At 68.7% G+C, this 24,572-nt stretch carries 21 protein-coding genes, 1 tRNA gene and 2 pseudogenes; 9 read left to right on the forward strand and 15 right to left on the reverse strand.

Going from position 1 to position 24,572, the window contains the following annotated elements:
- Positions 1-708 (forward strand): IS200/IS605 family accessory protein TnpB-related protein (locus F3T56_RS11310; RefSeq protein ID WP_149824739.1); only part of this gene is annotated, 708 nt, incomplete at its 5' end.
- Positions 709-715: 7 nt separating this feature from the next.
- Here F3T56_RS11310 and F3T56_RS11315 read toward each other — a convergent pair.
- From F3T56_RS11315 to F3T56_RS11330, 4 genes and pseudogenes are all read right to left on the reverse strand, one after another.
- Positions 716-1,421, reverse strand: a pseudogene (locus F3T56_RS11315) (AMP-binding protein); the annotation flags it as partial.
- 40 nt (positions 1,422-1,461) lie between these two features.
- Positions 1,462-1,929 (reverse strand): DUF3592 domain-containing protein, encoded by a 468-nt coding sequence (locus F3T56_RS11320; RefSeq protein WP_149824741.1) that lies wholly within the window; start codon positions 1,927-1,929, stop codon positions 1,462-1,464.
- Positions 1,930-2,093: 164 nt separating this feature from the next.
- A pseudogene (locus F3T56_RS11325) lies at positions 2,094-2,324 on the reverse strand (lytic polysaccharide monooxygenase); the annotation flags it as partial.
- A 466-nt stretch (positions 2,325-2,790) separates the two neighbouring features.
- Positions 2,791-3,903 carry an SPFH domain-containing protein gene (locus F3T56_RS11330; RefSeq protein ID WP_149824895.1) on the reverse strand — a complete coding sequence of 371 codons (1,113 nt, stop codon included), beginning with the start codon at positions 3,901-3,903 and terminating at the stop codon, positions 2,791-2,793.
- 280 nt (positions 3,904-4,183) lie between these two features.
- Between F3T56_RS11330 and F3T56_RS11335 the strand changes: the two genes are divergently transcribed.
- The 3 genes from F3T56_RS11335 to glxA all read left to right on the forward strand — a co-directional run bounded on the left by F3T56_RS11335 (position 4,184) and on the right by glxA (position 8,672).
- Positions 4,184-4,257 (forward strand) — tRNA-Lys (locus F3T56_RS11335).
- Between the two features lie 474 nt (positions 4,258-4,731).
- The gene (locus F3T56_RS11340) at positions 4,732-6,738 is read left to right on the forward strand and encodes a glycosyltransferase family 2 protein (protein WP_149824742.1); all 2,007 of its coding nucleotides are present in this window, start codon (positions 4,732-4,734) and stop codon (positions 6,736-6,738) included.
- Complete coding sequence (gene glxA, locus F3T56_RS11345; protein ID WP_149824744.1) at positions 6,735-8,672, forward strand: radical copper oxidase GlxA; 1,938 nt, start codon at positions 6,735-6,737, stop codon at positions 8,670-8,672. Before F3T56_RS11340 ends, glxA begins: the two co-directional genes overlap by 4 nt.
- A gap of 281 nt (positions 8,673-8,953) precedes the next feature.
- Here glxA and F3T56_RS11350 read toward each other — a convergent pair whose 3' ends face one another.
- The 6 genes from F3T56_RS11350 to F3T56_RS11375 all read right to left on the reverse strand — a co-directional run bounded on the left by F3T56_RS11350 (position 8,954) and on the right by F3T56_RS11375 (position 14,808).
- The gene (locus F3T56_RS11350) at positions 8,954-9,976 is read right to left on the reverse strand and encodes a glycoside hydrolase family 6 protein (RefSeq protein WP_172638896.1); all 1,023 of its coding nucleotides are present in this window, start codon (positions 9,974-9,976) and stop codon (positions 8,954-8,956) included.
- Between the two features lie 113 nt (positions 9,977-10,089).
- Positions 10,090-10,728, reverse strand: a complete 639-nt coding sequence (locus tag F3T56_RS11355) for a class F sortase (protein ID WP_246203574.1) — start codon at positions 10,726-10,728, stop codon at positions 10,090-10,092.
- A gap of 120 nt (positions 10,729-10,848) precedes the next feature.
- Positions 10,849-11,490 carry a hypothetical protein gene (locus tag F3T56_RS11360; protein ID WP_149824747.1) on the reverse strand — a complete coding sequence of 214 codons (642 nt, stop codon included), beginning with the start codon at positions 11,488-11,490 and terminating at the stop codon, positions 10,849-10,851.
- A gap of 102 nt (positions 11,491-11,592) precedes the next feature.
- Positions 11,593-12,372: an HAD-IIA family hydrolase gene (locus F3T56_RS11365; RefSeq protein ID WP_149824748.1), complete on the reverse strand. Its 780-nt coding sequence runs from the start codon at positions 12,370-12,372 to the stop codon at positions 11,593-11,595.
- A gap of 147 nt (positions 12,373-12,519) precedes the next feature.
- On the reverse strand, positions 12,520-13,326 hold the full coding sequence (locus F3T56_RS11370) for a cell wall protein (protein ID WP_149824750.1): 807 nt from the start codon (positions 13,324-13,326) through the stop codon (positions 12,520-12,522).
- A 255-nt stretch (positions 13,327-13,581) separates the two neighbouring features.
- Positions 13,582-14,808, reverse strand: a complete 1,227-nt coding sequence (locus F3T56_RS11375; RefSeq protein WP_246203565.1) for an ROK family transcriptional regulator — start codon at positions 14,806-14,808, stop codon at positions 13,582-13,584.
- A gap of 55 nt (positions 14,809-14,863) precedes the next feature.
- Between F3T56_RS11375 and F3T56_RS11380 the strand changes: the two genes are divergently transcribed.
- Both F3T56_RS11380 and F3T56_RS11385 read left to right on the forward strand, forming a co-directional pair.
- Positions 14,864-15,970 (forward strand): Gfo/Idh/MocA family oxidoreductase, encoded by a 1,107-nt coding sequence (locus tag F3T56_RS11380; protein ID WP_149824753.1) that lies wholly within the window; start codon positions 14,864-14,866, stop codon positions 15,968-15,970.
- Entirely contained in the window at positions 15,967-16,470 is a 504-nt protein-coding gene (locus F3T56_RS11385) for a heme-degrading domain-containing protein (RefSeq protein ID WP_246203566.1), read from the forward strand. The genes F3T56_RS11380 and F3T56_RS11385 overlap by 4 nt, the downstream gene beginning before the upstream one ends.
- A 55-nt stretch (positions 16,471-16,525) precedes the next feature.
- Here F3T56_RS11385 and F3T56_RS11390 read toward each other — a convergent pair whose 3' ends face one another.
- The 4 genes from F3T56_RS11390 to F3T56_RS11405 form a co-directional block, all read right to left on the reverse strand.
- Positions 16,526-16,969 carry a hypothetical protein gene (locus tag F3T56_RS11390; RefSeq protein WP_149824754.1) on the reverse strand — a complete coding sequence of 148 codons (444 nt, stop codon included), beginning with the start codon at positions 16,967-16,969 and terminating at the stop codon, positions 16,526-16,528.
- Positions 16,970-17,122: 153 nt separating this feature from the next.
- A complete protein-coding gene (locus F3T56_RS11395) occupies positions 17,123-17,893 on the reverse strand; it encodes a YidC/Oxa1 family membrane protein insertase (RefSeq protein ID WP_149824755.1) in 771 nt (256 codons plus the stop codon).
- Positions 17,894-18,029: 136 nt separating this feature from the next.
- On the reverse strand, positions 18,030-18,353 hold the full coding sequence (locus F3T56_RS11400; protein WP_149824757.1) for a DUF6412 domain-containing protein: 324 nt from the start codon (positions 18,351-18,353) through the stop codon (positions 18,030-18,032).
- A gap of 41 nt (positions 18,354-18,394) precedes the next feature.
- Positions 18,395-19,171 carry a class E sortase gene (locus tag F3T56_RS11405; RefSeq protein WP_149824758.1) on the reverse strand — a complete coding sequence of 259 codons (777 nt, stop codon included), beginning with the start codon at positions 19,169-19,171 and terminating at the stop codon, positions 18,395-18,397.
- Positions 19,172-19,438: 267 nt separating this feature from the next.
- Between F3T56_RS11405 and F3T56_RS11410 the strand changes: the two genes are divergently transcribed.
- Both F3T56_RS11410 and F3T56_RS11415 read left to right on the forward strand, forming a co-directional pair.
- Positions 19,439-20,971 (forward strand): glycoside hydrolase, encoded by a 1,533-nt coding sequence (locus F3T56_RS11410; protein WP_149824760.1) that lies wholly within the window; start codon positions 19,439-19,441, stop codon positions 20,969-20,971.
- Positions 20,972-21,237: 266 nt separating this feature from the next.
- Entirely contained in the window at positions 21,238-22,251 is a 1,014-nt protein-coding gene (locus tag F3T56_RS11415) for an SEC-C domain-containing protein (protein ID WP_149824761.1), read from the forward strand.
- A gap of 300 nt (positions 22,252-22,551) precedes the next feature.
- Here the strand turns inward: F3T56_RS11415 and F3T56_RS11420 are convergent, their stop codons facing one another.
- Positions 22,552-23,697 carry an IS701 family transposase gene (locus F3T56_RS11420; protein WP_425473560.1) on the reverse strand — a complete coding sequence of 382 codons (1,146 nt, stop codon included), beginning with the start codon at positions 23,695-23,697 and terminating at the stop codon, positions 22,552-22,554.
- Positions 23,698-23,785: 88 nt separating this feature from the next.
- Between F3T56_RS11420 and F3T56_RS11425 the strand changes: the two genes are divergently transcribed.
- Positions 23,786-24,562 (forward strand): serine/threonine protein kinase, encoded by a 777-nt coding sequence (locus F3T56_RS11425; protein WP_172638897.1) that lies wholly within the window; start codon positions 23,786-23,788, stop codon positions 24,560-24,562.
- The last annotated feature ends 10 nt before the right edge of the window (positions 24,563-24,572 follow it).

The raw sequence follows: 24,572 nt of genomic DNA on the forward strand, positions 1-24,572 counted from the left end.
ATCGGGGTGGACACCAATGCCGATCACCTGGCCGCCTGGCGCCTGGATGCCCATGGCAATCCCGTCGGCGCACCCCTCCGCTTCGGCTACGACCTCACCGGCACCGCCCACCACCGCGACGCCCAGGTCCGCCACGCCCTGATCCGCCTGCTGCACTGGGCCCAGCGCCACGGCCTAGCCATCGCGGTCGAGGACCTCGACTTCCAAGCGGACAAGACCCGCGAGAAGCACGGCCGCAAGAAGCGGTTCCGCAACCTCATCTCCGGCATGCCCGTCAGCAAACTGCGGGCCCGGCTCGTCAGCATGGCGGCCGAACTCGGTATCCCCGTCATCGCCGTCGACCCCGCCTACACCAGCCGCTGGGGCGCCCAGCACTGGCAGAAACCCCTCACCACCACAACCAGGAAGACCACTCGCCACCACGCGGCAGCGGTGGCGATCGGAAGGCGCGCCCTGGGGCACCCGATCCGGCGACGGACGACACCGCCCCCTGCTCACCAGAGCGATGAGCAGGGGCATCGGACCGTCCAGGCCCGACCGGGCATCCCAGGGCGTGAGGAAACCCGCCCCCGCATCCCCGGACCACGGACACGATCCGTACGCGCCGGACGCGGAGCGAAAGCGGTCGACCAGAACGCCCAACACCGTTCGGGGCGTTCGGCTGAGCATGAGTCCTGGCAACAGGACTCACTCCCGCTCAGTCTTTAGGAACGGTCATCTTCGTGCCCAGGTCGGGCTGGGCGAGGAGGAACTCGGCGAAGTCGTCCGGGTCGAAGGTGCCCGCGATCGTCGCCATGACCTGGTCGCCGGCCACCGGATCGGGCACCGCGTAGACGGCGACGGCCTCCGCGCCCTCGTACCGGGCGAGGATGTTCTCGATGACGGCGGCGGCGAGGTTCTCGCTGTCGACGCGCAGGCGGTCGTCGGTGCGGCCGGCGAAGTACAGGAAGCCGTCGGGGTCGCGGTAGAAGAGGTCGCCCGTCCAGTACCAGCCGCCGTGGCGGCGGGCCGCGTCCGCCTCGGGGTTGCGCCAGTAGCCCTCGGTCGAGGCCGGTGAGGAGCGGCAGGTGGGCGCGTTCCGTGACCAGGATCCGGCATTCCGTGTGCAGGATGTCGCGGGCCAGTTCGGGTCCCCGGCGGGTGGGGTTGATACCGGCGACGGCGGCGCCCGCGAGGGCGGCCGCGCTCAGCCACAGCGGGTACTCGGGGGCGTTGTCGAGGAGGACGCCGAGGTGGGGTTCGGCGCCCGGTGGCAACAGGTCGGCCAGCAGGGCCGCGCGGGCGGCGGCTCCGGCCGCGACCTCGTGATGGGTCAGGATCTGGTCCTCGCACCACAGCCCGGGGCGGTGGTCGCCCCACCGGTCGGCGACGAGTTCCGCGACCGTACGCCTCGTTGACTGCGTGGACTCCGTGGACTCCATGGGGGCGCACGGTAGTTGACGGGCCGTCAGATAGGGAGGGTCACGGCGTCGGGAACGAGGTGTCCGAGACCATTTGCTGGTACGTGACCATGAAGCCGACGCAGAACGCGAAGGCCACCCCGAGGAAGGCCAGGATGCCGAAGCCGGCCGCCGCCTGCTTCAGCCGGCCGGGCTCGTGGGCGGTGGCCACGACGTTCGGGCCGTCGGCGTAGTAGACGGTGACGAAGTCGCCCTCGATCGTGGTCATCGGGCCGTCCTCCTCCTCGAAGCGGACCGGGCGGCCGTCGTGCGTCTTGAACTCGTACACGTGGTGGATCGCCGTGTGCACGCTGCTGTGCTCACCCATGCTCTTGCTGACCGTCGTGAACGCCTTCAGGCAGCGCCCCTCGGCCGTCAGCCCGCTGTTCCAGGCGCGCCGGATCTGCAGCCAGCGGCGCAGTACGCGGTAGGCCCAGAAGGCGATGAAGGCGATCATGACCGTGGGGATGAGGTAGAAGAGGAAGTCCATCGGTATGCCCCCGAGATTCGGCGAGCGCCCTGGTCAGCGGGCGCGTGGGGAACGTACCCGCACGGGGGGCGTGATCAGCTCAAGGGATGCTCAGAACTCGGACGGGCTACTGCGGCTCCGCGTGCGTCGTTGCGCGACGCACGCGGAGTCCTGCCCGAGGGCGATCAGAAGGTGACATCCGAGCAGGCATAGAACGCGTTGTCGGTGTCCGCGACCGTCCACACCGCGAGGATCACATGATGGCCGCTGAGCCCGGCCGGCAGGCGTCCTGTGTGGGAGAGGGTGGCCGGCGGGCGCTGGCCGTTGTACGGAACGGTGAGGAACGGGGTGAGGTTGAGGTCGGAGCGGGACAGAGCGTGGTTCTGGTTCCAGCCCGGCTTGGTGACGAAGTACGTCAATCACTCGGCTGTGAACAGCCGAACTTGCAGCTCAGGTGCGTCGATGGCTTCGACGAACTGGCCGCGTCCTGCTCCCTGTACGGGAGCTGGGGGCATTGACAGCGACCCCGCGTGCCGGGAATTGCACCCGGCAGTTCTTCGCGGTCGTCACCCCAGGGAAACCGGGTCCACCGACACGAAGTCGGAGTTGTGCCTTCAGGGCTCACGCGAGGTGATGAACATACCACGGTCAGTGGCAGCACTGCCCGGCTCCGCCGGGAAGATGCGGGGCGCCACCGGTGGAGAGGATGAGGGCGCCGGTGGTGGCGAGGCCCACGCCGACGGCGCACCACTTGGCGCGTTTACGGGGGTTTGGTCTTTTTTCGCATACTGCCGCCCCCTGGAGTGCGTGGGGGTGTTCCAGGTCTAGACCAAGGCCCGGATTATGAGCGGCAGTTGAACATGTCCATACCAATTCCACGGTTCACGGCGACACTTCGCGCCGCCCCGCATAGAACGCCACCGTCAGGTCCTTCACCAGTGTCTTGCGCTCGCAGTCGTCCAGTTCGACCAGTCCGCGCATGGTCAGCCGGGTGACCGTGTCCTCGACCGAGTCGACGACCGAGGTGAGGACGGTGTCGCGGTGCTGGGCGTCGAGTGCGGCGATCCGGCGGCGCTGCATCACGGCGGCCACCTCGGGTGCGTACTCGATCCGGGTCGGCTGGGCGGAGAACACCTCCAGGCCGACCGGCGCCGCGTCCGCCACCACCAGGCGGGTCAGCTCCTCACCGACCACCTCCGTGTTGCGCAGCGTCGCGTCCCTGACCAGCGCGCCCGGCGCCACGTCGGCGGGGAGCCGCGACAGTACCCGGGTGAGCGCCGCCTCCACGCACGCGTGCAGGTACTGCTCGTGGTCCTCGATCCCGAGCGCCGCCTTCGCCGTGTCCTTGACCCGCCAGGTCACGAGGACGACGGCCTGCAGCGCGACCCCGTTCGCGTCGACGGCCGGAAGCGGGTCGCTGCGCCAGTGCCGGAGGCGTACGTCTACGCGGTGGCGCAGGAGGAGGGGGTTGAGCCAGAGGAGGCCGGTGCGGCGGGCGGTTCCGCGGTACCGGCCGAACAGGGTGAGCGCCCAGGCCCGGCCTGTCCGACCCCGGGTCAGGCCGCCGAAACCGAACAGGGTCAGGACTCCGGCCCCGGCGTATGTGGCCCACTGAGCCGGGCCGAGTCCGGCGTACGCGTAGCCCGCGTACGGGGTGGGCAGGCCCGGCAGCACGTCGGCCCACCACGTGGTGAGTGCGCATCCGGCCAGCCCGCAGATCCCGGCGAGCACTCCGGCCACACCGGGCAGCACGCGTGCGGGGCGTTCGACCAGGTCGGGGGCTGCCTCGATGGCGGGGCGCGGCTTCGCCGGAGTGGGGGGCCGGCGTAGGCGTGGCTGCTCGCCGGTGCCGCGTCGGCGGCCTACGACAGCGGGGGTGAGTGGGGTCGGGTCGTCTCGGAACAGCAGGTGTACGGGGATCTCGGTGGTCGTCTCGTTGTGGATGAGCCGGGTGGGGGGTGCGAGCCCTTCGGGCGTACTCATACGTGCCTCCATGCCTCCGCGCATGAGTGCTTCTGTACGACGGCAGTTTCGCAACTGTCGGGTGTTGTCGCATTTTGACGGGCCAAATGGGTTTTCTCGCCCCTGCGTAGGGCTCCGCCCCTTCGAGCCGGGCCCGCCTGAGAGCTCGGTTGAGTGGGTGGGTTGGCGACTGCGGGTGAGTGGGGGCTTGTCGCACAGTTCCCCGCGCCCTAAAAGAACCGGACGCGCCCCCTGGCTTTAAGGACGCCATGGTCAAGGGCACCCCCGACCCTCCGGTAAACTTTCTTCGCACGCGCCGCTAGCTCAGTTGGTTAGAGCAGCTGACTCTTAATCAGCGGGTCCGGGGTTCGAGTCCCTGGCGGCGCACCGTACGGAGAGGTCCCTCGCGAGAGTGTAAGCGCGAGGGGCCTTTTCGCATGTGCACGTCACTTCGGGGCACTCCCTGCTCGCTCCCCCTCTCACTCCTCACAGATCCTCCACCGATGCCCCATTGACCGCGTATGACCGGTAAACACCGCGTTTCGCATCTTGCGATCAAGATGAGCGCCGTAGAACCCTGGGCCGTAAGAGACTGCGGATACATGGCAGTTGGGGGGCCGTGGGCGATATGCGCCCGGGGATGGGGATCGAGGGCCCTCCATACGACGCACACACGTACGCGCTCATAGCAGATGCCGAGGGGGGCATCAATGCAACAGAAGGTCGTCGTCCCGTGACTCTATGGTGTAGGGCACATGGTGACGACGATCCACCATTGATGCGTCCGTAAAGGTCGAGGGGGACCGAAGCGGGCGGAAGACCGACTAACACACACGTTCGTGTGTGCGGGGGGAATGACTCATGACGTCGACGCCGACGGGCGCCCGGCACCACCACGACCCGTCCGAGACGACACAGCTCAAGATGCCGTCGCACCGGACCGGCGCCTTCCGAAAACTCAAGAAGACCCTTCCCAGATACGACTACGAGCACTACAGCCGGCTCGCGGGGCCCCTCACTCAGCCCGACCCGACCAAGCCCTACAAGGTGCAGTACCGCTCCCTGATCTCCCAGGAGCCGCACCGCATCAGGGTCGCCCTGATGCTGGCCGCCGCGCCGCTGCTCTCCGTCGTCCTGCTGGCCTGGCTGCTGCAACCGGTGCACTGGACCAAGCGCGACTATCCCACCTACGACTTCCTGCCGACCCTCGACGTCGTCATGCTGGTCTCGATCGGTCTGATCGAGTTCTTCCGCTGCATGAACGTGCTGTCGAACGCGCACGCCACGCTGGTGGCCCGGGACCCGATCCCGGTGGTGCCCGAGACCGGCACCAGAGTCGCCTTCCTCACCTCCTTCGTGCCCGGCAAGGAGCCGTTGGAAATGGTGACGAAGACCCTGGAGGCCGCGGTCAAGCTCCGTCACCGCGGGCTCCTGCACATCTGGCTGCTGGACGAGGGCGACGACCCCGAGGTCAAGGCCGTGTGCGCGCGGCTCGGCGTACATCACTTCTCCCGCAAGGGAGTCGAGAAGTGGAACCGGCCCAAGGGCCCGCACCGTGCCAAGACCAAGCACGGCAACTACAACGCCTGGCTGGACGCCCACGGCGACGACTACGACTTCTTCGCCTCCGTGGACACCGACCACATCCCGCTGCCCAACTACCTGGAGCGGATGCTCGGGTTCTTCCGTGACCCGAACGTCGGCTTCGTCATCGGCCCGCAGGTGTACGGCAACTACGACAACTTCGTCACCAAGGCCGCCGAGTCCCAGCAGTTCCTCTTCCACGCCCTCATCCAGCGCGCGGGCAACCGCTACGGCGCCCCGATGTTCGTGGGAACGTCGAACGCCGTACGCATCAAGGCGCTCAAGCAGATCGGCGGGCTGTACGACTCGATCACCGAGGACATGGCGACCGGGTTCGAGATCCACCGGCACAGGAATCCGGCCACCGGGAAGAAGTGGCGGTCCGTGTACACCCCGGACGTGCTCGCCGTCGGTGAAGGGCCGAGCGCCTGGACGGACTTCTTCACGCAGCAGATGCGCTGGTCGCGCGGGACGTACGAGACGATCCTCAAGCAGTACTGGAAGGGCTGGTACTCGCTGCCGCCGACCAAGCTCTTCAACTACACCATGATGATCATCTTCTACCCGATGTCCGCCCTCAACTGGATTCTGGCGGCGCTGAGTTGCGCCCTGTTCCTGGGCCTCGGCGCCTCGGGGGTGAACATCGACCCGACCGTGTGGCTGATGCTCTACGGCAACGCCTCGGCGCTGCAGATCGGCCTGTACGTCTGGAACCGCCGGCACAACGTCTCCCCGCACGAGCCGGAGGGCTCCGGCGGTGTGGCCGGCATGGTGATGTCCGCGCTGTCCGCGCCGCTCTACGCGAAGGCGCTGATCGATTCGGCCCTGCGCCGCAAGAGCAAGTTCGTCGTGACGCCGAAGGGTGACTCGGCGAGCCCGGACAGGTGGTTCGGCACCTTCCGCTACCACTGGTACTTCATCGTCATCTTCGGTGGCTCGATCGCCGCCGGTTTCGTCTACGGCAACTCCCACCCAGCGATGATCATTTGGGCCACGTTCGCCATGCTGATCACCGCCCTCCCCATCTTCGTCTGGCGCCACATGCTGCGGCAGGACAAGAAGAAGGCCGCCGCCGCGGCCGAACTGCAAGGGTCGATGGTGGCGCCGCCGCAGGCGGCTCCCGCGCAACACACGCAAGCCGCGCCGCCGTTCGCGCCGCACGCCCCGCAAGCGCCGCACGCTCCCCAGCACAAGCCGAGCTGGGCCGCGTCCGGGTCGGGCGGCGGGGGTAGCGACCAGACCATGCAGATCGCCCTGGGCGGACTTGGGGGACGTAAGGAATGAAGGACCGTGCAGGCCGCCGCCGTGCCCGTCGGCTCGCGATCGGCGCGGCGGTGGTCCTCGCGCTCGCCGGTATGAACGGGCCGTGGCTGTACCGCGTCGGCACCGAGAAGTACCACGAGTACAAGATCAACAGACCCGAGTACAAGGCCGACAACGGGCACTGGCAGATCGTGGAGTTCCCGGAGAAGTACCGGCAGAACACGATCCACGCCGCGCTGCTCCACACCGGCAAGGTGCTGTTGATCGCGGGCTCCGGCAACGACGCCGACAACTTCGACGCGAAGAAGTTCGACACCCGCATCTGGGACCCGGTCAAGCAGACGATCAAGAGCGTGCCGACCCCGGCCGACCTGTTCTGCACGGGGCACACGCAGTTGTCCAACGGCAATCTGCTGATCGCGGGCGGCACCAAGCGCTACGAGAAGCTGAAGGGTGACGTCACCAAGGCCGGCGGCCTGATGATCATCCACAACGAGAACCCCGACAAGGGGATGAAGCTCAAGCCGGGGACGAAGTTCGTCGGCAAGGAGAACGGCAAGACGTTCGTCCTGAAGGACGAGGTCTCCCTCAAGAAGGCCACCAAGACCTTCGACCCGGACACCGGCAAGTTCACCGGCAACAAGCCGGGCATCGCGCGCGCCTACGTCGAGGCCGAGAAGAGCGGCAAGAAGTACGAGACCGGCACCGAGGACAACTACCGGATCGTGGGCCTGACCGGCGCCGACGCCCGCAATACCTACGGCATCGCGCAGAAGCTGGCCCTCGACAAGAAGGATTTCCAAGGCATCAAGGACGCCTACGAGTTCGACCCGGTCGCCGAGCAGTACATCAAGGTCGACCCGATGAACGAGGCCCGCTGGTATCCGACGCTGACGACGCTCACCGACGGTACGGTCCTGTCGCTGTCCGGCCTGGACGAGATCGGCCAGCTCGTCCCGGGCAAGAACGAGGTCTACGACCCCGAGACCAAGAAGTGGACGTACACCGCGGACGAACGGCAGTTCCCGACCTACCCGGCGATCTCCCTGATGCAGAACGGCAAGCTGTTCTACTCGGGCGCGAACGCCGGGTACGGGCCGGACGACATCGGCCGTGACCCCGGCATCTGGGACCTGAAGACCAACAAGTTCACCAAGGTCCCCGGCATGAGCGACCCCAAGCTGCTCGAAACCGCCGGTACGGTGCTGCTGCCTCCGGCGCAGGACGAGAAGTACATGGTCATCGGCGGGGGCGGGGTCGGCGAGTCGGAGCGGTCCAGCAAGAAGACCCGGGTGATCGACCTGCTGACCGACGAGCCGCGGTTCGTGGATGGGCCGTCGCTGGAGAAGGGCACGCGTTATCCGCAGGCCTCGATCCTTCCCGACGACACCGTCCTCATCTCGGGCGGCTCGGAGGACTACCGGGGGCGCGGCGACTCCAACATCCTGGAGGCGCGCCTGTACGACGCGAAGACGGGGAAGATGCGGCGGGTCGCCGACCCGCTGGTCGGCCGGAACTACCACTCCGGGTCGATCCTGCTGCCCGACGGCCGCGTGGTCTTCTTCGGCTCGGACTCCCTGTACGCCGACAAGGCCAACTCCAAGCCGGGCGAGTTCGAGCAGCGGATCGAGATCTATACGCCGCCGTATCTGTACGGGGACGCGCAGCCGTCGCTGTCGGGTGGGCCGAAGACGGTCGCGCGGGGCGGGAAGGCGACGTTCAAGACCCAGCACGCCTCGTCGATCAAGTCGGCGCGGTTGATCCGGCCGAGTGCGTCCACGCATGTGACGGACGTGGATCAGAAGTCGATCGAGGTGGACTTCAGGACGTCCGGGGATGAGATCACGGTGACGGTGCCGAAGAATCGGAACCTGGTGCAGTCGGGGTGGTACATGCTGTTCGTGACGGATGACGCGGGGACGCCGAGTAAGGCGCAGTGGGTGAAGGTGCCGTAGGGGGTTCGGGGTTCGGGGGTTCGTTTTTCGGGTGCGGGTGAGTGGGGGTTGTTCGCGCAGTTCCCCGCGCCCCTAAAAAAGCGGGGGCTGCGCCCCCTGCTTTTTTATCGGCCCGCAGCCCGTCTTTCCCGGCCCGCAGCCCGTCTTTCTGGCCCGCAGGCCCGTCGCTTTTCGGCCCGCAGGGCCGTGTTTCAGGGGCGCGGGGAACTGCGCGAACAACCCCCACTCACCCGCAGCCGCCAACGAACCCCACACCCCCACCCCACTAGGCACCCAACGCCTCACTCAGACGCCTTGGCCAACTCCAACGCGTACTCCGGCCACCACTCCCCCGCCTTCGGCCCCCCCTTGCACTCGCCGTCCGACTCCCCCGGCCGCTTGACCCACAAATACGCGTCCACCGAAGGATCGGCCGTCTCGGTCGTCGGGGCCTCCCCCAGTGCCCGCCCCGGCGGGTTGCACCACCGTTCGGACTCGTCGCCCTCGGTCCACGGCCCGTTGCCATTGCGGCTGGTGTCGATGACGAACGGCTTGTTCCCGACCTTCGAGGAGAGCCGCTTGCCGTACGCGATGGAGTCCTCGGTGGTGTAGAAGTTCGAGACGTTGACGGCGAAACCGTCGGCCTGCTCGACCCCCGCCCACTTCAACGGGTCGAAGATCTTGTCGGGGTCGCCCCACCCCGCGTTCCCGGCGTCCAGATACACCTTCGTGTTCTTCAGCGCGCCGAGCTTCTCGATCGCGCCCTTGAGCAGGTCGAACCGCTCCTCGTGGAACTCGCCCGGGGTGCAGCCGTCCACGACGTGGAGTACGGCGTCGGGCTCCAGGATGACCGTGGCGGGGCGGTCGCCGATGCCCTTGGCGACGCCGTCGATCCACGCCCGGTACGCGTCGCCGTCGGCCGCGCCGCCGCCGGAGTACTGGCCGCAGTCGCGGTGCGGAATGTTGTAGAGGACGAGGATCGCGTCGCGGTCGGCCTTGGCGGCGGCCTCGGTGTAGCCCTTGGCCTCCTGCTCAGGATTCTCCGGGCCGATCCACTCTCCGGTGGGCTGCTCGGCGATCTTGCGGATCAGCTTGGCGTCGTCGTCCTTGCCCGCCTTCTCGTACGCGGCGACCTGGGCCGCGGCGTTCCCTTCCGGATTGACCCAGAACGGGTCCGTGTCGTTCGGCTGTTGGGTGATGTCGGAACCCGAAGGCTTGTCGTCGTCCCCACCGTCGCCGTCTCCCCCGAAACAGCCGGCGAGCAATAACGCCGCCCCCGCCACTGCCACGGACGCCCGTACCCCCGCCCCCCTACTGGCGTACATCCAACTCCCCCTTGGGTGCACCGTGTCGTAAGTCCCAATCCTGACATAAGTCCCGCATGGACCACGAGGTCGTTGGCGCCTTGGCCGAGAACCTGTTATTGGCGAGCCCGGGGTCAGGCCTCCGTGCCGCTGAGGTACGCGGAGACGACCACGTTCGCCGTGTAGGTGCGGCTCGTCCTGTCGAAGGTGCCGCCGCAGGTGACGAGGCGCAGCTCGGCGCGCCCCGACTGCCGTACGCCGTAGGCCTGTCCGGCGTCGAAGTCGTCGCGGCCGACGACCTGGACGTCGTCCACGGTGAACTCGGCGACCGTGCCGTCGTCGCGGGCCACCCGGATCTTCTCGCCGATCCGCAGCGCGCTCAGCTTGTAGAAGACCGCGGGGCGGGTCTCGGTGTCGACATGGCCGACGAACAGGGCGGCGCCGGTGGCCCCCGGGCGGGTGCCGGCCGCGTACCAGCCGACGACGCCCGGCTGGTCGTAGGCGGGCGGGTCGATCGCCCCGTTCAGGTCCAGGCCGCGCGCCACGACCGGTGCCTGCACGCCCATCGAGGGGATGTCGATCCGATTGGGGCGCGCGGCCGGCAACGGCTGGGCGGCGGGCGGCAGTTCGGCGTGGGCGGGCCGTCCGACCGCCGCCACGTCACCGGTCATCGGCGCGGACATGCCCTGCCGTACGTCGGTGACCTCGCCGCCCCACAGCCACAGGCCGAGCAGCAGTACGGCCCAGGCGACACCGGCGGTGAGCCGACCGATCCCGGTTCCGCGACCGTGGTTTCCGTAGCTTCCGTGGTTTCCGTAGCTTCCGTGGTCTCCGTAGTTTCCGTAGTCCGCGTAACTTCCGTCTGAGTACTTGTGGCTGGACACGGCGCCCCTTTACTCCGTGCCTCGGTCGCGGCCCCGGCGGCGCGCGCTCCGCGCCACCACGGCGACCGCCGCGACACCGGCCAGGACCAGGCCGATGACGGTGTGCGGGGCGCCGGGGCCGGTGTGCCGGGCGTCGGTCGAGTTCGCCGGGTCCGTGGAGTCCACCGCCAGCGGGGTGGCTGCTCCGCCGCCGCCCGCACGGACGGGGGCGACCGGGGAGGCGGGGGCAGAGGGGTGGTGTGGGGCGGGCTCGGTCGCGGAAGGCTCGGTGGTCGGGGGCTTACCGTCGCCGACGGTGATCGTGCCCTTGGCCTTCTCCTCCCTGCCGTCGCAGGAGACCCGTACGTCGTAGGTGCCGGGTGCGAGCGTGGACCGTACGCGGGTCTCGCCAGCCAACTCGCGGCCCCTGCCGCCGAGTTGGGTGAGCTGCGCGTCCGCGACGAACGCCGCCGAGGAGGCGGTGCCCGACTTGCCGCCGCAGCCCTCGGCGTGGACCCGGATGTCGCTGCCGGGCGCCGGCTCGGCCGGCACCACCGTGATGTCCCCGGAGTCGGCCGCGTACGCCGTGGGCGCGGGACCGGTCATGGCCACCGCCCCGGCGCAGAGGGCACAGAGAGCCCCGGCACAGAGAGTGAGTCGCAGTGAACCCATGGTGAACCTCCAGACATCTGAGACTCCCCCGCCGGGCACGGGGACGCATCTCGGGAGGCCGGGCGGCTGCTCCGTACGGGTGACTGTGCCGGGGCGCGGGTTTCAGATCCGGTCGACCAGGTCGGCGATCGAGTTCACGACGCTCGACGGGCGGTACGGGAACTTGTCGACCTGCTCGGGGGTCGTCAGCCCGGTGAGGACGAGGAAGGTCTCCATGCCGGCTTCAATTCCCGCCAGGACGTCGGTGTCCATGCGGTCGCCGATCATCGCGCTGCTCTCGGAGTGCGCGCCGATCGTGTTCAGGCCGGTGCGCATCATCAGCGGGTTCGGCTTGCCCGCGAAGTACGGCTTCTGCCCGGTCGCCTTGGTGATCAGCGCGGCCACCGCGCCGGTCGCGGGCAGCGGGCCCTCGGTGGACGGGCCGGTCTCGTCGGGGTTGGTGGCGATGAAGCGGGCGCCGCCGTTGATCAGCCGTACCGCCTTCGTCATGGCCTCGAAGGAGTACGTGCGGGTCTCGCCGAGGACGACGTAGTCCGGTTCGTGGTCGGTGAGGACGTACCCGATGTCGTGCAGGGCGGTGGTCAGGCCCGCCTCCCCGATGACGTACGCCGTGCCACCGGGCCGCTGGTCGTCCAGGAACTGGGCGGTGGCGAGGGCGGAGGTCCAGATGTTCTCGACGGGCACGTCCAGGCCCATGCGGGAGAGGCGGGCGTGCAGGTCACGGGGGGTGTAGATCGAGTTGTTGGTGAGCACCAGGAAGGGGCGCCCGGACTCCCGCAGCCTCTTGATGAAGGCGTCGGCGCCGGGGATCGGCACGCCCTCGTGGATGAGCACACCGTCCATGTCGGTGAGCCACGACTCGATGGGCTTGCGCTCTGCCATGTGCGATCTCCCGGGGGTGCGTGCCGGGCGCCGTGGGTGCTGTGCGGGGCTTTCACAGCACCCCCAGGTCCGGGTCCGTGCCCACCCTAGTGAGAGATGGCCGAAAAAAGGAGGCCGATCTTGGCGGCTGAGACCGCCACCGTCAGGTCAGTGGTCCCCCTTGCGAACCGCCTTGCGGACGACGCCGACCAGCAGCCCTCCGGCGAGGAGAAGCAGCAGCCCGATGCCGTACGGCAGGACCTGCCGTACCCCTGATTCGGCCAGCTCGTCGGCGTACGGCTGCCCGTCCCGTACACCGCCCTCGCTCTCATCCTTGCGCTCGTCCTCTGTTGTTTCCGGGCTCTCCTTCTCGCCGTCCTTGTCCGCTTCCTCCCCGTCCTCCCTGTCGGTGATCTTGAACTGGTAGTCGTTCGACTCGCCCACCCACTCGCTGTCGCCGCCCTGCCGCTGGACGACGGCCGCGTTCGCCACGACGGCGTTGGGTGCGGCCGTGTCGGAGGTGAGGGAGAGGCGGACCTTGACGGTGAGGGTGCGGCCGGGCGGCACGGTGAAGCCGGGGCCGTCCTCGTCGATGACCCCGACGAGTTCGTCCGAGTCGGTCGCCTCGAAGGTGACGGGGCGGGAGGTGGTGGACTCCGCGTCCTCGTAGAACTCCAGCTGCGGCTGCGTCCGCTTCAGCGTGCGCGCGGTATCGGCCAGTACGACCACCGGGTGGATGTTCTCGCAGCGCCGCGAGGTGGTGTTGGTCAACTCCAGCGCCCAGGTACGGAAGCCGCCACCGGCGACATACCTCGCGGGTCCTCCGTGGATACGGGTCCGGATGGGAAAGGTGCTGCTGTCAGCGCCGACACAGGTAGGGGGAGGCGCGTCCACTGCCGCGAGCGCCACTGTCGGACCACTGGCGAGGGCGGCTGCGGTGACGAGGGCAAGAGTCAGGCACGTACACAGTCGCATGAACACATAACCTGACAGCCCCCTCCGGGGACGGGGCGGCCCGCCGCGCCTAGGGGCTGGGGACCGGGGACGAAAGTCCGCTCGATCAGCGGAGCCGGGGGCGCCTTTCAGGCGGGGAGCAGGGACACCGCCGCCGCTTTCAGGGGCGCGGGGCTGTATCGATTTGCGGCTCCGCCGCGTGGGCGCGACAAGCCACAGACAACCCGAAGCCGCCCACTAACCGCTCCCCTACGGCGAATGGGCACCCCACCCACGTCAAACATCCGCCCGCCCGAACAACGGCGCCAACAACAACTGAGCCGCCCCCTCCGCAACCCCCGTCGCACCGCCGGAGGCAACCCGCACGGGCACCTGCGGATCCTCCCCCTGCAGCCGAGCCCATTCGTCGAGCACGCCCCCCACCCCCCGCACGAACACCTCGGGACACGCCTCGACCGTGCGCCCGCCGAGCAGTACGAGCTCGACGTCGAGCAGCCCGACGAGGTTCGCGGCGCCCGTGCCGAGCACCCGCGCCGCCTCCTCCACATCACCCCGCGCCACCGCCGCGAGGCACAGCGCCTCGATGCAGCCCCGGTTGCCGCACCCGCACAGCGGCCCGTCCAACTGGACGACCTGGTGCCCGAACTCACCGGCCCGGGTCCGGGCCCCCCGGTGAACCCTCCCGTCGATCACCAGTCCGGCCCCCAGCCCCGTACCGAGGTGGAGGTATGCGAAGGACCCGTGCCCGCCGGTGACCGCCGCCAGCCCGAGGGCCGCCGCGTTGGTGTCCTTGTCCACGACCACGGGCATCCCCAGCCGCCGCGCGAGCACCGCCCGCAACGGAAACCCGTCCCACTCGGGAATCCCGGTGACCCGGTGCAGCACACCGTGCAGATGGTCGAGGGGCCCGGGGAGAGCGACGCCGACGCCGAGGACCGGGACAGTCGAGGGACCGGGTGGAGGCGTGGGCGCGGCCTCTGTTTCAAGATCGACGGGAACCCTGCTCGCCCCTTCCAGCAGCGCTTCCACCTCACCGGCTGCGCCCTCGATGACGGCCTCCGACCCAGCCCCCAGGGACAGCGCGGCCCGCCGCATGGCGACCACGGCGCCGGTCAGATCGCAGAGCACGACTGTCAGCTCGTCACGGTCCAGGTGGAGGCCGACCGCGTGGCCGGCGTGGGGGACGAGCCGCAGTACGGTGCGCGGCTTGCCGCCGGTGGACGCACGCTGGCCCGCCTCCGTCACCAGCCCGTCCGCACGCAGCCGAGCGGTGATCTTGCTGACGGCCTGCGGGGTGAGCCCGGTCCGGTCGGCCAGCTCAAGACGGCTTATGCCGGCCGGCCCGGCGGTACGCAGCAGGTCGAGGATGAGCGCGCCGTTGTGGCTGCGCAGGGCGAGCAGGTTCACGCCCGCGACGCCGACCGTACGACCTCCCGTGCCGCCGTTGAGACCGCCCAGGCGACCGTTGAGATCACCCGCACCACCGTTCCCGTTCCCGTTCACATCCCCATTGTCCCTCGTGCTTGCACTTTGGCAACAGCGTTGCTTAAGTGGCCGCATGACAGGCACAGGCACCGCAACCGGCACGGATCGCACTTCCCCCCTCCGCGTGGCCCTGGTCGGATACGGCCTCGCGGGCTCCGTCTTCCACGCCCCGCTGATCGCCGCGACGGAGGGCCTCGCCCTCGACACGGTCGTCACCTCGAACCCCGAGCGGCAGGCGCAGGCCCGCGCGGAGTTCCCGGAGGTCCGACTCGCGGCCGCGGCGGACGAGTTGTGGGCGCGGGCGGACGAGCTGGACCTGGTCGTCGTCGCCTCCCCGAACAAGACGCACGTCCCGCTCGCCACCGCCGCCCTGGAGGCGGGCCTCGCGGTCGTCGTCGACAAGCCCGTCGCCGGTACGGCGGCCGAGGCGCGCGAGCTCGCCGCCCTCGCCGACTCCCGCGGCCTGTTCCTCTCCGTCTTCCAGAACCGCCGCTGGGACAACGACTTCCTGACCCTGAGCAAGCTGCTCGCCGACGGCGAACTGGGCGAGGTCCGGCGCTTCGAGTCCCGCTTCGAACGCTGGCGCCCCCAGCTCAAGGGCGGCTGGCGCGAGTCCGGCGACCCCGCGGAGATCGGAGGTCTCCTCTACGACCTGGGCAGCCATGTCGTCGACCAGGCCCTCACCCTCTTCGGCCCCGCCACCCTCGTCTACGCCGAGTCCGACCTCCGCCGCCCCGGCGCCGAGACGGACGACGACACGTTCATCGCCGTCACCCACGCAGGCGGCGTCCGCTCCCACTTCTACGCCTCCGCCGTCACCCCCCAACTCGGCCCCCGCTTCCGGGTGTTGGGCTCCGAGGCGGGCTACGTGAAGTACGGCCTGGACCCTCAGGAGTCGGCCCTCCGCGAGGGCGACCGCCCCGCCCCCGGCACCGACTGGGGCCTGGAGCCCGAGTCTCTGTGGGGCAGAGTGGGCGCCGGCGACTCCCCCCTGACCGGCGGCGGCCGCCAAGTCCCCACCCTCCCGGGCGACTACCCGGCGTACTACGCGGCCGTGGCGGCGGCGTTGCGCGGCACCGGCGACAATCCGGTGACGGCGTACGAGGCGGCCGCCGCGCTGGACGTACTGGAAGCGGCGCGGAGGTCGGCGCGCGAGGGCGTGGCGGTGAAGCTGTCATGACCGAGACCATGACCGAGACCATGACCGGGACCCCGGAAGGGACCCCCACCATCGAGGACCTCGAAGCCCAGGAACGCCGCCTGGTACTCCCCCGGTTCACCTACGAGGACGCGTGGGCCTTGGGCTCACTGCTGGTGGAGATGGCCCGCGAACGCCGGGCCCCGGTCGCCGTCGACATCCGCCGCGGCCCCCAGCAGCTATTCCACGCGGCCCTGCCCGGCTCGACCCCGGACAACGACGCCTGGATCGACCGCAAGCGCCGGGTCGTGGAACGCTACGCCAGCTCCTCCTACCTCGTAGGCGCCCGCTTCCGCGCCAAGGGCACGACCTTCGAGGACTCCTCCCGCCTGGACCCGAACCGCTACGCGGCACACGGCGGTTCGTTCCCGCTGGCGGTGGAGGGCGCGGGCGTGATCGGCACGGTGACGGTGTCGGGCCTGCCCCAACTGGAGGACCACGCGATGGTGGTGGAGGCGTTGGAGCGGTTCCTCGGCAGGTAACGGCACGGCATGCGAAAGGGGCCCGCTCGTGGCGGGCCCCTTTCAGGTGCTCAGGTCACGACTTGACGGCGTGGGTGCCGAAGCACTTGCTGAACGAACCCTGCACGACGCAGACGGTGATGTAGTGCGTGACGTCCTCTCGGAGGTCGCCCGTCACGCGGTCGGTGTACGGCGATTCGTGTCCTCGGGTCGTGGCGACCCTGCCCGTGTCCAGACGCGCCTCGATGCCGTAGCCGTCCGCCAACTGGTCGTTGGCGATCAGGGTGTCCCCGGTGGCGCTTCCGAGGTCACCGGGGTCGCGTGCCCACGCGCCGAACCCGGCAACCCTGCTGCCGTTGTACACCGTCACGTTGACGGAGCCGTCGACCTCGTAGGTGAAGGAGTCCCAGTCCACGGCGCTCGCCTGAGGTGCCGCGACGCCGAGTACGAGTCCCGCGGCCAGCACCGAGGCGGCCGCCCCGACGGACGCCACTCTCTTGCCTCTTCCTGTCTGCTTCATGGTTTCCCCCGTTTCACTGGTTGTTGATGTTGAAGCAGACACATCATTCGTGACGAACGAGGGAGATAGCAGCCGTTTTTCGAAGGGAGATCCCCGACGGAAACAAATCAGCCAAACGTGCATGCGTACACCACCTACGCGTCCTCGAGCCGGTTACTTGGCGGTACCGGCCGAAGACCCCACCGGAGCCGGGTTCACCGGGTACAGAAACGCCCGCTCCACCGCACTCCACGTCGTACTGGTCACCACGTACAACGCGGCCGCCAGCGGCACCACCGCCACGGTCACCAGCGTGAAGAAGGACATGAACGGCATGACCTTGCCGACCGCCCCCATGCTCGCCGCCAGCCCCGGCACCTGCTCGTCCCCCACCGCGGGCACACCGGCCGACCCCGCCGCCATCATCAGCTTCGTACGCCGGTAGTTGAAGGCCGCGACCCCCGCGACGATCACGAACAGCCCGACGTAGACGAGCCCCTGCGCCCCGAACACGCCGCCCTCCCCCAGCGCGTCGAACCAGCGGTCACCGAGCGGCGCCGCGAACAGCTTGTGGCCGAGCAGCGCGTTGGCCTCGCCGCCGATCGTCGTGTTGGAGAACAGGTGGTAGAGGAGGAAGAAGGCGGGCAGCTGGCAGAGGCTGGGCAGGCACCCGGACAGCGGCGACACCTTCTCCGCCGCGTGCAGCTCCAGCACCGCCTTCTGGAGCTTCTCCGGGTTCTTCGCGTGCTTCTTCCGCAGCTCCGCGATCTTCGGCTGCAGGGCGACCCGGGCCCGCTGCCCGCGCGCCGCCGCCCGGGAGAGAGGGTGCACGAGCAGTCGTACGAGCGCGGTGAACAGGACGATCGCGACGGCCGTCGCGGAGGCGTCGAACAGCGGCTGGAGCAGATCGGCGAGGCGCGCGACAAGGTCGGCGAAAACGGACATGGGTGTGAGCCCTCCATGGGTCTCGTCGTGCCAGGAAGCAGTCCAAGGAAGCAGTCCAAGGAATGGGGGACTTGGCGCGACGGCCCGCGTAAGGGGGCACGTACAGGTGGAACTGCGTGGTGACTGCGGGCGTGCCCTACGCGGTGGCCGTCAGGAGGGCACGTCCGGGCGCCCGGGGTCGCGTACGACCGCGGGCGTCGGGATCCCGTTGGGGCAGGAACGCCGTACGGCGTTCACGGTCACGGATCGCCGTCCGTACGCGCGTCCGCGGTACGACGGGCGCGCAGCGCGAGGCGATGACCGCGCAGGCGGCGAACGCGGACCCGGCCGCGGCGGTCGCCGCGAAGGCGACGGCGGCGGAGAGGGTGCCGGTGTCGAGGAGGGCGACCTCGAAGAGGAACAGCAGGAGCATGGCGGCGGGACGCGGGTTGGCCCAGCTCTTGGTCCAGCTGCGGATCATGGCTCGCCTCCTCCCCGTACGAACTGGTCGCACACATGCTCTCATCTGAGCCGCACCGAGCGCAGCTTCCCCCACACTACGAGCCGGTACGTGGAGGTGTACTCGGGGGTGCAGGTGGTGAGGGTGAGGTAGTAGCCGCGCTCGCCGTACCCGTACTCCGGCCGCACTCCACTGCGCGGGACCGCCTCCAGGACGCCGCCGTCGCCGGGCGTGGTCTGCGGGAGCGTCCGGTCGACGGCGTACGTGTAGACCGCGTCCCGGGTCTCGACGCGAACCTCGTCGCCGGCCCGCAGCCGGTCGAGGTGGCGGAAGGGCTCGCCGTGGGTGTTGCGGTGCCCGGCGAGCGCGAAGTTCCCGGGGCGGCCCGGCTGCGCGGTCCGCGGGTAGTGGCCGACGTATCCCTTGTCGAGGACGTCGGCCCGGCCGATCCCCTCGGCGACGGGTACGCGGAGGCCGAGGCGGGGGATGGCGAGGACGGCGTAGGCCTGGGTGGAGGCGTCTGTGGGGTCGGGGGCCGAGGAGGGCGCGGGAGCCGTCGAGGGGGCGGCGGCCGTACCCGGAACCTCGGTCGGAGCCGGGCCGTCGGCACCCGCGTCCGGCGCGGACTTCGGCGAGGCCGCCCACTCCTTCTCCAACGCCCTGACCTCCCGCCGCGCCGCCTCCTGGGCCTGCCGGTTGGTCCACCACAACTGGTGGACGACGAAGAGGAGGAGGACCAGGCCGAGGGTGACGGCGAGCTCGGCGGCGGTCCACAACACACGGGCGTACGCGGCCCGTCGGCGGCGGACGCCGTGGTGGACGACCAGGGGTGCCCTCACGGGCCGAACGATAGAGGCCGCCTCCGCGGACAACCAGACCGCCGCACGTCCACACCAGGGGAACCACTTCCTCCTCCCCTTCTCACAACCCTTGAAAGAAATCGAAGAAAGCGCTGTCACACCTCTCGACAACCCCACGGTTCACACCTGACTCTTCCGAAAGGCGACCGCACCCCACCCCAGGCGGCCGTTCTCGCCCCACCAGCAGTTCCCCTGCTCAACCGCAGTTCCCCGCTCGCTCGGCACCCGCATCCCCACGGAGCTGACATGACCGCATCACCAACACCCCAGAACACCCCTCAACCCCCCAAGGACCGCTCCCCGGCGTTCGGCAGACGCGCCCTGCTGGCAGCGGCCGGCGGCGCGCTCGCGGGCACCGCCCTAGGCACCGGCACCGCACACGCGGACGCGACCATCGCCGTCAACCCGGCCACGAAGTGGGGCACTTGGGAGGGCTGGGGCACCTCGCTCGCCTGGTGGGCGAACGTCTTCGGCGCCCGGGACGACTTCGCCGACCTCTGGTTCACGACGAAGACGACGACGTACAACGGCACGGCGCTCCCCGGCCTGGGCATGAACATCGCCCGCTACAACCTGGGCGCGTGCAGCTGGAACAGCGTGGGCGGCGAGACGATGGTCGAATCGCCGAACATCCCGGCCTTCAAACAGATAGAGGGCTTCTGGCAGGACTGGAACAACGAGGACCCGACCTCCTCGGCCTGGGACTGGACGGCGGACGCGAACCAGCGAGCGGCCCTCTCGAAGGCGGTGTCGCGAGGCGCGACGACGGAACTCTTCGCCAACTCCCCCATGTGGTGGATGTGCCTGAACCACAACCCCTCGGGCGCGGCGGGCGGCGGCAACAACCTCCAGTCCTGGAACTACCGCCAACACGCCTCCCACCTGGCGGCGGTGGCCCTCTACGCCAAGAACAACTGGGGCGTGAACTTCGCGACGGTCGACCCCTTCAACGAACCGGCGTCGACCTGGTGGACGGCGACCGGCACCCAGGAGGGCTGCCACATGGACCCGGCGGTCCAGGCGGCCGTACTCCCGTACATGCGCAGCGAGTTGGACAAGCGAGGCCTCACGTCCGTCCGCATCTCAGCCTCGGACGAAACGAACTACGACACGGCCCGCTCGACATGGAGCTCCTTCGGCGCATCGACAAAGGCCCTGGTAAGCCAGGTGAACGTACACGGCTACCAGGGCGCGGGCGGCCGCAGAGACCTGCTCTACACGGACGTAGTGACAACGTCCGGCAAAAAACTCTGGAACTCGGAAACGGGCGACAGCGACGGCACCGGCTGGACCCTCGCCCGCAACCTCTGCTACGACTTCCGCTGGCTGCACCCCACGGCCTGGTGCTACTGGCAGGTGATGGACCCGACGGCGGGCTGGGCGATGATCGCGTACGACGCGAACACCCTCCAGCCGACAACTGTGCAGACCAAGCACTACGTCATGGCGCAATTCAGCCGCCATATCCGCCCCGGCATGACCATCATCGACACGGGCGTGAGCTACGCGGCGGCGGCCTACGACGCGACGGCCCGCCGCCTCGTGATCGTGGCCGTGGAAACCACCAACGCCGCCCAGACCCTCACCTTCGACCTCTCCCGCTTCACGACGGTCACGGGCGGCACGAACGGCCTGGTCCCCCGCTGGAACACCCACACGTCGGGCGGCACCGACCGCTACCGCGCGTACTCGGACACACGCCTGAACGGCAAGTCGGTGGCGGTCCCGTTCGCGGCGGGAGCGGTGCAGACGCTTCAGATCGACGGCGTGACGATCTAGCCGCCAGGAGCCGGCAGCCAGGAGAGGCGGGCGGGAGCCGCCCCGGGCCCCACCCGCCCCCTCCCCGAACCCCGCAGATGACTGACCGACCAATTGGCAGATTGGTCTCGCCTGCACGCGGTAGCAAGACGTGCCAGGCGGGACGAATCTGCCAATAGGCACCCACGGCGCCGCGGGACCAGGCAGGGCACCCCGTCCGGAATGAACGGAGCCCCGACCTGGACGTAGCTCACCCCACCGCCCCCTCGGCCAGTACGGTGTCGTCCATGCGCCCCGACACGCCTGCCGAGAACGTCGACCACCCCGCTGAGGCGGCCCGCCTGGAGCGAACCGCCGACCTCTACCCCGAGGACGCCGAACACCTCCTCCTCCAGGCCGCCGCCCACCGCGAACTGTCCGGCGACCGCCCCGCCGCGACCACCCTCTACGACCGCCTCCTCTCCTCCTCCACCCCCCTGGAGAACCCCCACCTGGTACGAGCCCTGAAGGCCTCCAACCTCTGGGAATACGGCCACGAGGCGGAAGCGAGGGCGATCATCGAGGGCGTCAGGGCAGCCGCCCCCCGAGACCCGGCCCCCTGGGTGATCATCGCGGAGGCCCTGGAATCCCACGACGAGCTGGAAGCGGCCCACGACACCTTCACGACAGCCGTGACCCTCCTCCTGACAGACGTCCCGGAACCCCCCTACACCACCCGCCCCCTCCTCGTCGGCCGCCACAGGGTCCGCCGCATGCTGGGCGCAGCCCACGACGAGTGGGACGCCCTGGCAGACACCCTCCACTCGTCCTCAATCTCCCTGGACGAACTCCACGACCCGAAGCGCGTCTGGTCCCTGGGCTCGGACAACCCAGCAGAACTCCAGGCCGAGATCACCCGCCTACGAGCAGAACTGGGCGCCTACCGCGAGGCCCTGTCCCGCCCGTTCCCGGTGGCGGTACTGCACTGGCCGGCGCCCGAACTGGCCGAACTGGTGGCGGCCTACCCGATCCTGGCCACGGAGTACCCCTCCCACAAGGAACACCTGGCGACCATAGAGTCCTCCCTCCGAGAACTCTCCACCTCCGGCACCCCCAACCTGGGCATCGTCACCGGCACAGTCCCGTCGTACGAGGCCTTCGCAGCCTCGGAGAGCTCCTCCCCCGCAGAACCGGCCCTGCTCCCCCAGTACGCGACGACACTGGCGGCGCGGGGCTTGGCGGTGGCGTGGCCCCCGCAGAAGGGGTCAGCTTGCTGGTGCGGGTCTGGCCAGACGTATGAGGGGTGCCACGGCGCGCAGTAAGCCCCAAGATCCCCGCCCGGCCCACCGTCCCGCCAGCCGCCAAACCAACCCGGCGTGCTGGCGAGGCGAGACCGCGCCTGGGCAGGTCGCGGTGACAGTGATGGGGCACCGCTCCTCAGTGGACGCCCCTCTAATACTGCAGCCGCAGTTACGGGGGTCCGTGGCCGCGGCGGCAGCAGTGGCTGATCCGGGCTCGGTGTTGGTGGCGTCGGCGCGAGCGTGAGCAGTGCAGAATGTGTTCGATTTCGTGCCGGATGGCGCGGGCGATTTTGCTCAGCAGGCGGCGGATCTCGTTCAGGCTCAGTCGACTGAAGTCGCCTCGGTGTCTCCCCTTTCGCCAGTAGAGGCCCGGAGGGCGGTCAGATGGGCGGCGGCCGCCATGGCCAGGGTGATGTGCCGGTACCAGGCCGGATAATGGCGGACCTGGTAGTGGTCCAGGCCGGCCTCGTTCTTCGCGGCCTGAAAGCACTCTTTGATCGCCCAGCGGGCTCCGGCAGCACGGACAGTCTCCGCCAGCGGGGTGCCTGCGAGCGCATGCGTGAGGTAGTAGGCGCGCTCACCGTCGGCCAGGGACCGGCGGGTAAGCAGGGCATCTTCGAAGCCGTCCGCGCCGTTGCCGGGCAGCGGGACCATCGCCCAGGCGTATTCGCGCAGGCCGTGGGTACCGTCACCGGCCGAGCGGACCTCCCAGGCTTCCTCGGGCAGGATGGCCGAGACAGTGCGGGCGTTTTGCCCGCGGGGCCCGCACCGGTGCTTGTAGCCGATCGCCAGCACGTAGCTGAGTCGCATCTCGGCGAGCCAACCACGCAGCACCGGATCCTGGCCGTAGACCTCGTCGCCGGTCACCCATCGAAACGGCACATCGGCATCCACCGCCCTCGCCAGCATCGCTCTGGCCAGGGCGGGTTTGGTGGCAAAGCCGACCTCATCGCCGATCCGGGCATCCGCCCGGCGGGCCGGATCCTCAGTCCAGGATGTCGGCAGATACAGCTCCCGGTCGATCAATGCCCGGCCCGCAGAGGAGGCGTAGGCCAGGAACACGCCCAACTGGCAGTTGTCGACCTTCCCAGAGGTGCCGATGTACTGCCGCTGTACCCCGGCCGAGCGGACACCCTTCTTGATGAAGCCGGTCTCATCCACGATCAACACGCCGTCCTCGGTGCCGAGTTGTTCCAGCAAAAAGCCGCGGACCTCGTCCCGCACTGCGTCCGCATCCCAGTCGGCCTGGTTCAACAGGCGCTGCATGCCGTCCGGGCACGCCTCACCTGCCTGCTCGGCCAGCGTCCAACCGTTCTTGCGCTCCAGCGGCGCGAGCAAACCGCGCAGATACTGCCTCGCCCGATCACGCGGCTCCGACCTGCGAAAATACCGGCCGATCCGGGCATGGAGGGCATCCAGCCCAGCCGCCCAGCGATGCATCTCATCAAGCGTGACATCCCCACCCATGACCAGCCCAACGACCAGCCCGACCGCCAGTCACTGCAACTGCGGCTGTAGTACTAGACTTCTGCGACCTACAGGGGCCAGGGGTGGGATGCCGGGATACAGGAAGCTTGCTCGGATCGCTGTCGGGGGTCAGGCAACGATCCATCGTGGAATCGACGTGGATACAGGTCGGGAAGTCGCTCTCAAATATCTGACACCCGAAGGAAGTAAAAAGTCGAACCCAACCACGCTCGACAAGGAAAGAATTCGCTTTCTTCGTGAAGTCAGAGAACAGAGCCGCTTGAACCACGTCAACATAATGCCCGTCCTAGGATTTTCGGGGCGCGGGCAGAAGCCTTGGTATGCAATGCCACTCGCTAAGGCATCACTTCAGGATTTCCTTGATTCTGAGCGAAAAGAGGTCGACTGGTCCTTAAATGCGATCCATAAGGTAATTGACGGTATGGAGTATGCTCACACTGAAGGCGTAATACATCGAGACTTGAAGCCTAACAATGTCCTCCTACTTGAGGGCGAATGGGTGGTCTCAGATTTCGGTTTCTGCCGCAACGTAAACTCTGAGAGCTTGAGGATAACTGATGCTGAAAAGCTCGTCGGTACCCTGATCTACGCCGCGCCAGAGCAATATGATGACGCCCATGTAGTGACGGAAACGGCAGATATCTTCGCGATCGGCAAGATCCTCATTCACTGCCTTACCTGGAACATGCCTCCTCCTGGAGGGAACCGCCTTAACGAGATTCCCTCGGAATTCAAAACGACAGTACTTCGTTGTGTGGCGGAGGAGCCAGTTAACCGTTTCCAAAACTTGTCGGATCTTCGAACGTCGTTGATCTCCGCATTTGAAGATTACAAGAAAGGGTAGAGCACCATGT

Origin of the sequence: Streptomyces tailanensis, from assembly GCF_008386495.1 — a bacterium.
Lineage (GTDB): Bacteria > Actinomycetota > Actinomycetes > Streptomycetales > Streptomycetaceae > Streptomyces > Streptomyces tailanensis.